The organism is Thermoleptolyngbya sp. M55_K2018_002 (assembly GCF_015295965.1).
Taxonomy (GTDB): domain Bacteria; phylum Cyanobacteriota; class Cyanobacteriia; order Elainellales; family Elainellaceae; genus Thermoleptolyngbya; species Thermoleptolyngbya sichuanensis.
Map to the genome: position 1 here is coordinate 1 of NZ_DVEA01000026.1, position 6850 is coordinate 6850.

The 6850-nt window shown below is 58.3% G+C and carries 8 protein-coding genes, 2 pseudogenes and 1 riboswitch; of the genes and pseudogenes, 7 read left to right on the plus strand and 3 right to left on the minus strand.

Annotated elements, in window-relative coordinates; all coding sequences use genetic code 11:
- Positions 1 to 101: 101 nt before the first annotated feature.
- The 4 genes and pseudogenes from IGS51_RS01150 to IGS51_RS01165 form a co-directional block, all read left to right on the plus strand.
- Positions 102 to 377, plus strand: a pseudogene (locus tag IGS51_RS01150) (monovalent cation/H(+) antiporter subunit G); the annotation flags it as partial.
- A gap of 89 nt (positions 378 to 466) precedes the next feature.
- Complete coding sequence (locus IGS51_RS01155) at positions 467 to 1123, plus strand: DUF4040 domain-containing protein (protein ID WP_367279225.1); 657 nt, start codon at positions 467 to 469, stop codon at positions 1121 to 1123.
- Complete coding sequence (locus tag IGS51_RS01160) at positions 1120 to 1782, plus strand: Na(+)/H(+) antiporter subunit B (protein ID WP_297075012.1); 663 nt, start codon at positions 1120 to 1122, stop codon at positions 1780 to 1782. Before IGS51_RS01155 ends, IGS51_RS01160 begins: the two co-directional genes overlap by 4 nt.
- Positions 1783 to 1829: 47 nt before the next feature.
- Complete coding sequence (locus IGS51_RS01165; protein ID WP_297075013.1) at positions 1830 to 2039, plus strand: hypothetical protein; 210 nt, start codon at positions 1830 to 1832, stop codon at positions 2037 to 2039.
- Positions 2040 to 2099: 60 nt separating this feature from the next.
- On the opposite strand, the gene IGS51_RS01170 is transcribed toward IGS51_RS01165, so the two are convergent.
- Positions 2100 to 2396 (minus strand): YkvA family protein, encoded by a 297-nt coding sequence (locus IGS51_RS01170; protein WP_297075014.1) that lies wholly within the window; start codon positions 2394 to 2396, stop codon positions 2100 to 2102.
- A 344-nt stretch (positions 2397 to 2740) separates the two neighbouring features.
- Between IGS51_RS01170 and IGS51_RS01175 the strand changes: the two genes are divergently transcribed.
- Complete coding sequence (locus IGS51_RS01175; protein WP_297075015.1) at positions 2741 to 2911, plus strand: hypothetical protein; 171 nt, start codon at positions 2741 to 2743, stop codon at positions 2909 to 2911.
- Between the two features lie 54 nt (positions 2912 to 2965).
- Here IGS51_RS01175 and IGS51_RS01180 read toward each other — a convergent pair whose 3' ends face one another.
- Complete coding sequence (locus IGS51_RS01180; RefSeq protein ID WP_297075016.1) at positions 2966 to 3703, minus strand: Uma2 family endonuclease; 738 nt, start codon at positions 3701 to 3703, stop codon at positions 2966 to 2968.
- A 91-nt stretch (positions 3704 to 3794) separates the two neighbouring features.
- A riboswitch (TPP riboswitch) is annotated at positions 3795 to 3919 on the plus strand.
- Between the two features lie 327 nt (positions 3920 to 4246).
- Here IGS51_RS01180 and IGS51_RS01185 point away from each other — a divergent pair.
- Complete coding sequence (locus tag IGS51_RS01185; RefSeq protein ID WP_297075018.1) at positions 4247 to 5737, plus strand: Na+/proline symporter; 1491 nt, start codon at positions 4247 to 4249, stop codon at positions 5735 to 5737.
- A 65-nt stretch (positions 5738 to 5802) separates the two neighbouring features.
- Complete coding sequence (locus IGS51_RS01190) at positions 5803 to 6435, plus strand: DUF4126 domain-containing protein (protein ID WP_297075019.1); 633 nt, start codon at positions 5803 to 5805, stop codon at positions 6433 to 6435.
- Positions 6436 to 6491: 56 nt separating this feature from the next.
- Here IGS51_RS01190 and IGS51_RS01195 read toward each other — a convergent pair.
- Positions 6492 to 6850: pseudogene (locus IGS51_RS01195) on the minus strand (hypothetical protein); the annotation flags it as partial.

Consider the following 6850-nt stretch of genomic DNA (forward strand, 5'->3'; position numbering starts at 1 on the left):
GGGATTTAGGGGGATCTTGCACGCTTTGCTACAAACAGTAGGACTTTTCAAACATTCTCTAAAATCGCCTTTCAACAGATTAGAAACCCACCATGACCACTATGCCAGTTGTGAATACCTTAATAGACCTTTTGAGTTATGGCTGCATCGCGCTGGGGCTGGTGTTTTGGTTTTGGGGAACCTGGCCGCTGGTGGGCGATCGCTCAGTTCTCTACAAACTGCACAGCCTCTCGATTGCCGACACCCTGGGATCTCTCAGCATCGTCTTCGGGCTACTGCTGAAAATTCCCCGCGAGTGGCCGCTGCTGCTGCTGGCTATCTTCTCATTGGCGCTGTGGAACACCATGCTGGGCTATGTGCTAGCCTATTGCGCCAGCGACCTGCCCGCCGAAGAACGCTGGGGAGAGGCTGTAGAGCCGTTTAGCAGCATCACCAGTGAACCGCAGACTGACCGGGGGGATGTATGATGCCACACAGCATATTCGGGCCACACGACGAATACGTGTATGCAATTACGGCGCTTTTGCCTTTGTCCGCTGCCATGCTGGTGTTTCAGGTGAATCCCTACCATGCGCTGGTGATTCGCGGCATCCTGGGCGCAGTGGCGGCGCTGGTATACACGCTGCTGGGCGCAGCAGATGTGGCGCTGACGGAGGCAATGGTGGGCACGATGCTGGCGGTGACGCTTTACGCGGTAGCGGTGCGTTCCTCGATGGTGCTGCGGCTGGGCGTGCTAAAGGACGAGGCGATCGCCCTCAACCTGCTTTCCGAGGACGCTAGCCTGCCCTTGGGGCAATCTACACCAGCCCCCTCGGACGCTCCCCTCAAGTCGCTCATCAACGACCTCCGGCTGACGTTTGGCAAGTATCACCTGCGACTGGAGCTAATTCCCTACCTCAGCCCAGAAGATTTGCAGCAGGCGCTCCTCGAAAAGGAGGTGCATCTCACCTGCACTCAGCTTGAGGCAGACGACCCCTCTACCCCACACGATGTGGCTGTGAAGGCGACTTACCAGACTGCCACGCGCCTCCGCCGCATCTACGACATTCTGCAAGCCGAGTTGCCCTCTTCCCCAGCGATCGCCTACGTTGGCCCACCCACTCCCGGAGCAAAGCACCCATGATCTGGATTTATCTGCTGGCAGGCGTTGCCATTTTTTTGAAAATCCTGCTGATGCCCCAGCCTGCCCCTAGTGAACTGGATTTCTCCATCGTTGAAGCCATCGTGCAAGATAGCGGCGTGCCCAACGCCGTCACGGGCATCATCTTTCGCAATCGGCTCTACGACACCATTTTTGAAGTCGTAGTGTTCACCATTGCCATCATGGGAGCCTACTTTTTGCTGGCAAACGAAAAGCCTACGGCCAAGTTTCGCCGCTTTACAGACGAACCCTCCATCGTGCTGGCACGGCTGGGCGCAACAATCGCGGCGCTGGTGGGCATTGAACTGGCGATTCGCGGACACCTCAGCCCCGGCGGTGGCTTTGCGGCTGGCGTGGCAGGCGGCACGGCTATTGGACTGGTGGCGATCACATCCTCTTCCGAACTGATGCAGGGCATCTATCAGCGCTGGCACACCGCCCGCTGGGAAAAAGTCTCGGTGATGATTTTTATCGTGCTAGCCGTGATGACGCTGGTGGGCCTCGAACTGCCGCACGGCGAACTGGGCAGCCTAGTCAGCGGCGGCGTGATTCCCATTCTGAATATTTTGGTGGCGCTAAAGGTGGCGCTGGGTTCCTGGGCGGTGATCCTCGTGTTTATCCGCTATCGAGGGTTGCTGTAGTCAAAGCTTAGGGTTGACCGCAGGGGATTCACAGTCCAGCCAGCAAGATGAGCCTGCCAACACAAGCAGAGAGCCGATCCCAGGTTCAGAATCGACTCTCTGCCACAACTCTAGTCCGAATTTTTGGCTCAACCCCCACCCATGACTCCTTCATTGCCGAAGCGCGGCTCGACACTGGCCACTTTGGGAAAGGGCGATCGCCCACTTTTGAGGAACACACTGGGTCAACGCAGACGATGCGGCTTCTGAAACCTTAGTGACCTGAAACCCCAGTCACCTGAAACCCCAGTCACCTGAAACCCTGGTCACTTGAAACCTTAGTCGATGGAAACTGCTTGCACATCGACAGGCGTGTCCGCAGACGCAACCTGCTCAGAATCCACCACTTCTTTCTTATTTTTCACGCGCTCGATTAGCAGTTGAGAAACTTCTGTGAACAGCAGCGTGATAATAATCGCGTCATCAATTTGACCAATGATAGGAATGAAATCGGGCGCGATATCGAACGGCATGACGATGTAAGCAATCGTGCCTAAGATAATCCACCAGCGATATTTGGGATTGCGAATGACATCGCGATACCAGTCGTAGAGGTTTTGCAGAGGGAACGCCATCGGGAATGTCCTTTACTCAACATTTTCATTCTGCGAGATTGTGCCTGCGCTGTAGAGTGGGAAAAACCGTCTGAGTTGGGATAGGAACCCCACCCACTCTTGGTCTAGCTCTTTGGGAGGATGTGTTCCAAATTTCAGTATCTTACGCTACAAAATGAAAGTTTATTCGATATGATTAGAGGAGAGCCAATCAGCCTGTTTGAACGCTGAAACGGCTGCCCCCCAAGGCACAAAAAAAGATTCGCACATGCCCTTGCTGCCCAAGTTGGCCATACTTGGCTGCTTCAAGCATGGTGACAGGTTTGGATGTGCCTCCTGATCGTTGATTTACCAGGAGGTTCGCAATGCGAAATCTAAAATCTGACTGCTCCAGTTTGCTTGCTTCTGATGCTTCACTTCGAGATCGCCTGCCCGTGACCGTGGGCGATCGCCATGAGCTAGGCTCCATCCGCCATCCTGCCTTGCCGCGCCATCTGCATCCCAACTATCAGCACTGGCAGTGGCTCAGCCGCTGAGCCTGATTCGCAAATCAGGACCGTAAGCTGAACAATGCTAGCGGGCGATCGCTCCTATTCCAGTCCTTCCAGTAGCTCCGTCGGGTCGATGCCGCGCTGCCGCAGTTGCTCCAGGAGTCTCTGGGTGCGCTGGCGCTCGGCAGCGAGTTCTGCGGCCGCGTCTTGGAGCCGCTGTTCTGCCTGGGCTGCGCGTTCTTCGGGCGTGGGATAGCGATCGCCCGCTTCAGAATACCAGTACGGCCATTCCCGCGTGATACCCAGGTATGTACCGCGATCGCGCCCTAGCCCCAGCCCAATTTCCGGCATCCACAGTGGATTGTCGCGCTGGAGCGTGTACACACCGTCTTGCAGGCGGTAGATTTCTAGCGGCGGTTTGCGGCGGCGGCGCGTGGAATAAACGGCGTAGTATTTCACGCCCATCTCAGCATAGAAGGCTTTTTTGCTGCTGTACTCGCCCCGATACTTGCGCGAGACAACCTCCAGCACCAGCACTGGAACAATGTTCTGCTCCTCCCACAGCACATAGCTAAGGCGCAATTCTTCGTCTACAATCCGCTCTACGCCCAGGCTCAAGAAGCCGTCAGGGACGATGGCTGGCTCCTCTGGGTCGTAGTAGATGCCCATGTCTACGCCAAAAAACCAGTCCTGCCGATCGGCCCAGATCTGGGCCAGGATTGCTTTCAACAAACCGGGCATCAGGCCCTGGAGTTCGTTATCCACGGGCGTTTCGTCGGAGTCGGGCAGTTCTTCGGACGAGGGCAGACAGAGGCGCGGGTCGTAGAACTTGAGCATGGCAGCCGGAGTGAGAGCAACAGCGCGAGGGGCTTGAGAGTCGGTGACTTGATTCTAGCGGCTGGGAAACAGTTGCTCAATGGTAGAATGCTTCTCAAGCTAGGGGTGCTTGCCCTGTCTGAATCAAGACATGAATCAAGACAGAGCAGGCTGAGATTACACCCTTGGAACCTGAGACTGGGTTATGCCAGCGGAGGGAAGCGAGGCTTGCATCGACGACATCCGAAGGGTTGGCAGAACTAGCAGAATAGGGGAGTGAAATTAGGGAAGTGAAATAGGTGGGGGCGATCGCCCTCTAACCCTACCCCAAGCTGCCCTCCAATCTGTTCACGTCACTGTTCGCGATCGCGTCTTCAGCGTCAGTCCAGCCAATTCGCGCAAGCATCCGAGTTGCATTCACGAGGGCTTGCGTAAGTCCTGGCAAAAACCTGTAAGGACGGACTAGATTCAGCGACACTCGCTTGCAAACAAGCTGCGACAATCCCCAAGACCAAACCAGCCTCTAGCGACTTTACCGAACAATTCCCAGAGGAGGGTTTGAGCATGTCGGTTCAATCTGTGGCGCTGTTGGTGACGCTGGCAACGGCGGGCGGGTTTGCCCTGCTGGGGCTGGTGCGGGCCAGCCAGCAGACGATGAATTTGGAAGATTACATGGTCAGCCGAAATCGGTTTGGCCCGTGGATGTCCTTTGCCACCGTCGTTGCGTCGGCGCTGGGTGTGTGGATTTTGTTTAGCCCGCCCCAGGTAGGAGCCAGCAGCGGCATTGCGGGCATTGTGGGCTACTGTCTGGGGTCGGCGGCTCCCCTGGCGCTGTTCACCCAAATTGGCCCGCGCCTGCGCCGGATCTTGCCCCAGGGTCACTCCCTCAACGAGTTTGTGCTGTATCGCTTCGGCAATGCGATGTATCTGCTGGCGCTGGGGGTGATTGTGTTTTATATGTTTATCTACCTGGCGGCGGAACTGACGGCGATCGCCAAAGCGGTGCAAATCCTGGCAGACGTGCCCCTCGGCTGGACGGCGCTGGTGGTTATTGCCGCAACGTTTCTCTACACCACCTACGGCGGCTTGGGCGCGACCATCTTCACCGACGCGATTCAGTTTGCGGTGATGGTGCCGCTGCTACTGGTCAGCTTTCTCGTAGCGCTGGCGGCAATGGGCGGCTGGGAAGCGGCGCTGCAACCCGTGCGGCTGAATGCGCCCCAGCTGCTCTCGCTGGGCAACGTGGACGGCATCAAGTTTGGCGCAACGCTGGTGCTGGCAATTGTTGCTGCTGAGGTGTTTAACCAGGCAAACTGGCAGCGGGTCTACGCCAGCCGCACCGACAAGACGGTACAGCAGGCGTTTCTGGGGTCCGCGGTGATTACGCTGCCGCTGTTGATGATAGCGGGAGCGCTGGGGCTGCTGGCGGCCAGCTTGGGCTTCACGGACGATCGCGCCTTCTTTTCTCTGTTGCAGCAGCTTTCTTTGCCCCTCTGGTTCACGGTGCTGGTGCTGGTGCTGGCGCTGGCGCTGGTCATGAGTACGCTGTCTTCGCTGCTGAATGGCATTGCCAGCGTGTTTACCATTGACCTGATTCGCCTGTTCCCGCAAATGCAGACCAGCGGGCTGCTGCGGGCTTCGCGGCTGCTAACGGTGGCGGTGGGGCTGCCCGCGATCGCCATTGCGGCACGGGGCTTCGACGTGCTGTACCTGTTCCTGCTGGCGGATCTGGTCTGCGCTGGGGCTGTGTTTCCGGTGATTTGGGGACTTTATTCCCGTCGTCTGACTGGGCAAACTGCCTTTTTCAGCGCTCTCGCGGGCATTGGCGCAGGGGCCCTGTTCTTCCCCAAGCCCGATTTTTCACCCTGGAACGGTCTACCCTTTGCAGGCGACCTGCTGGTGAGCTTTGCTGTGGCGATCGCCGTTTCCGCTGGGATTGCTCTCGTCGGAAGTGCGATCGCCGACCGTCGCCAGCAATTTGACTTTGCCACCCTGGGCGATCGTAGCCGCGCCTACGCCGCTCCTGCGCCCAATCAGATTAGCATCGGAAAGTAAGCAGCGGGGCGACGGAACGCCAACTCCAACCCTCGTCGCCGCCTCCCTCTCTCCCCTTGCCTGACATGGACTGGAACCTAATCATTGACCTCTGCATCGGCATCGGCCTCAGCGCGGCTGCGGGCTTTCGGCTGCTGGTTCCGTTTTTGGTGCTGAGCATGGCGGCGCTGTTTGGGCATTTTCCGGTTGCGCCCGATTTGCAGTGGGTAGACTCGTTCCCAGCGCTGCTCACGCTGGGCGTGGCGGTGCTGGTGGAGGTGATTGCCTACTTTGTGCCGTGGCTGGATACGCTGCTAGATTTGGTGGCGTTTCCTGCGTCGATTATTGCGGGGACGCTGCTGACGGCGGCGTTTTCGAGCGGGCTAGACCCGTTTTTGCGGTGGAGTTTGGCGATTTTGGCGGGGGGCGGCGCGGCGGGCGCAATGCGGGGGCTGTCGGGGTTTTCGCGGCAGTTGACCACAATCTTCACAGGCGGACTGGCGAATTTTTTGATTACGTCGCTGGAAATCCTGATTGCGGTAGTGCTGTCGGTGCTGGCGATCGCCCTTCCTGGCGCAGCGATCGGCTTCCTCCTGGGGCTGTTGGGGCTATTGGGGCGGCTGTGGTTGCGAGTCCGAACCGGACTGCTGGGACAGCCCGTAGCGGAATCACCCGCGCCCGCCGCCGACGCGCCGCCCCCGCCATCTCCCCCTGTCTGAACTTCTACTTGAGCGTCTGCCTGAACTTCTACCTGAGCGTCCTCAGTTGCGCCAGCCTAGAACACCAGAATATTTGCTGCGGCGATCGCCACGCCTGCGGGTAGCTGAGCAATCTGCACCTGGGGAGCGCTGCCGCTGCCGTCGGGGTCAAAGAACAGGTTGCCCGTGCTGCGGTCATAAATGAAGCGATCGCCCTCTCGCACTGCCCGCGTCCCCTGGCGTAGGAGTGTTGTGGGCAGGGTTGTAGGCAGTGTTGTAGGCAATGTCCCTGCTAGATCTGCCAGACCAAACTCCGCAGCGGGAACCAGCAGCACATCCTCTCCGGGGCGAAAGTCGATCAGCGTGTCCAGTCCGCCACTGCGCGTGGTGGAGAGATCAAAGGAATCGCGCCCGGTGCCGCCAGTCAGCGTGTCAC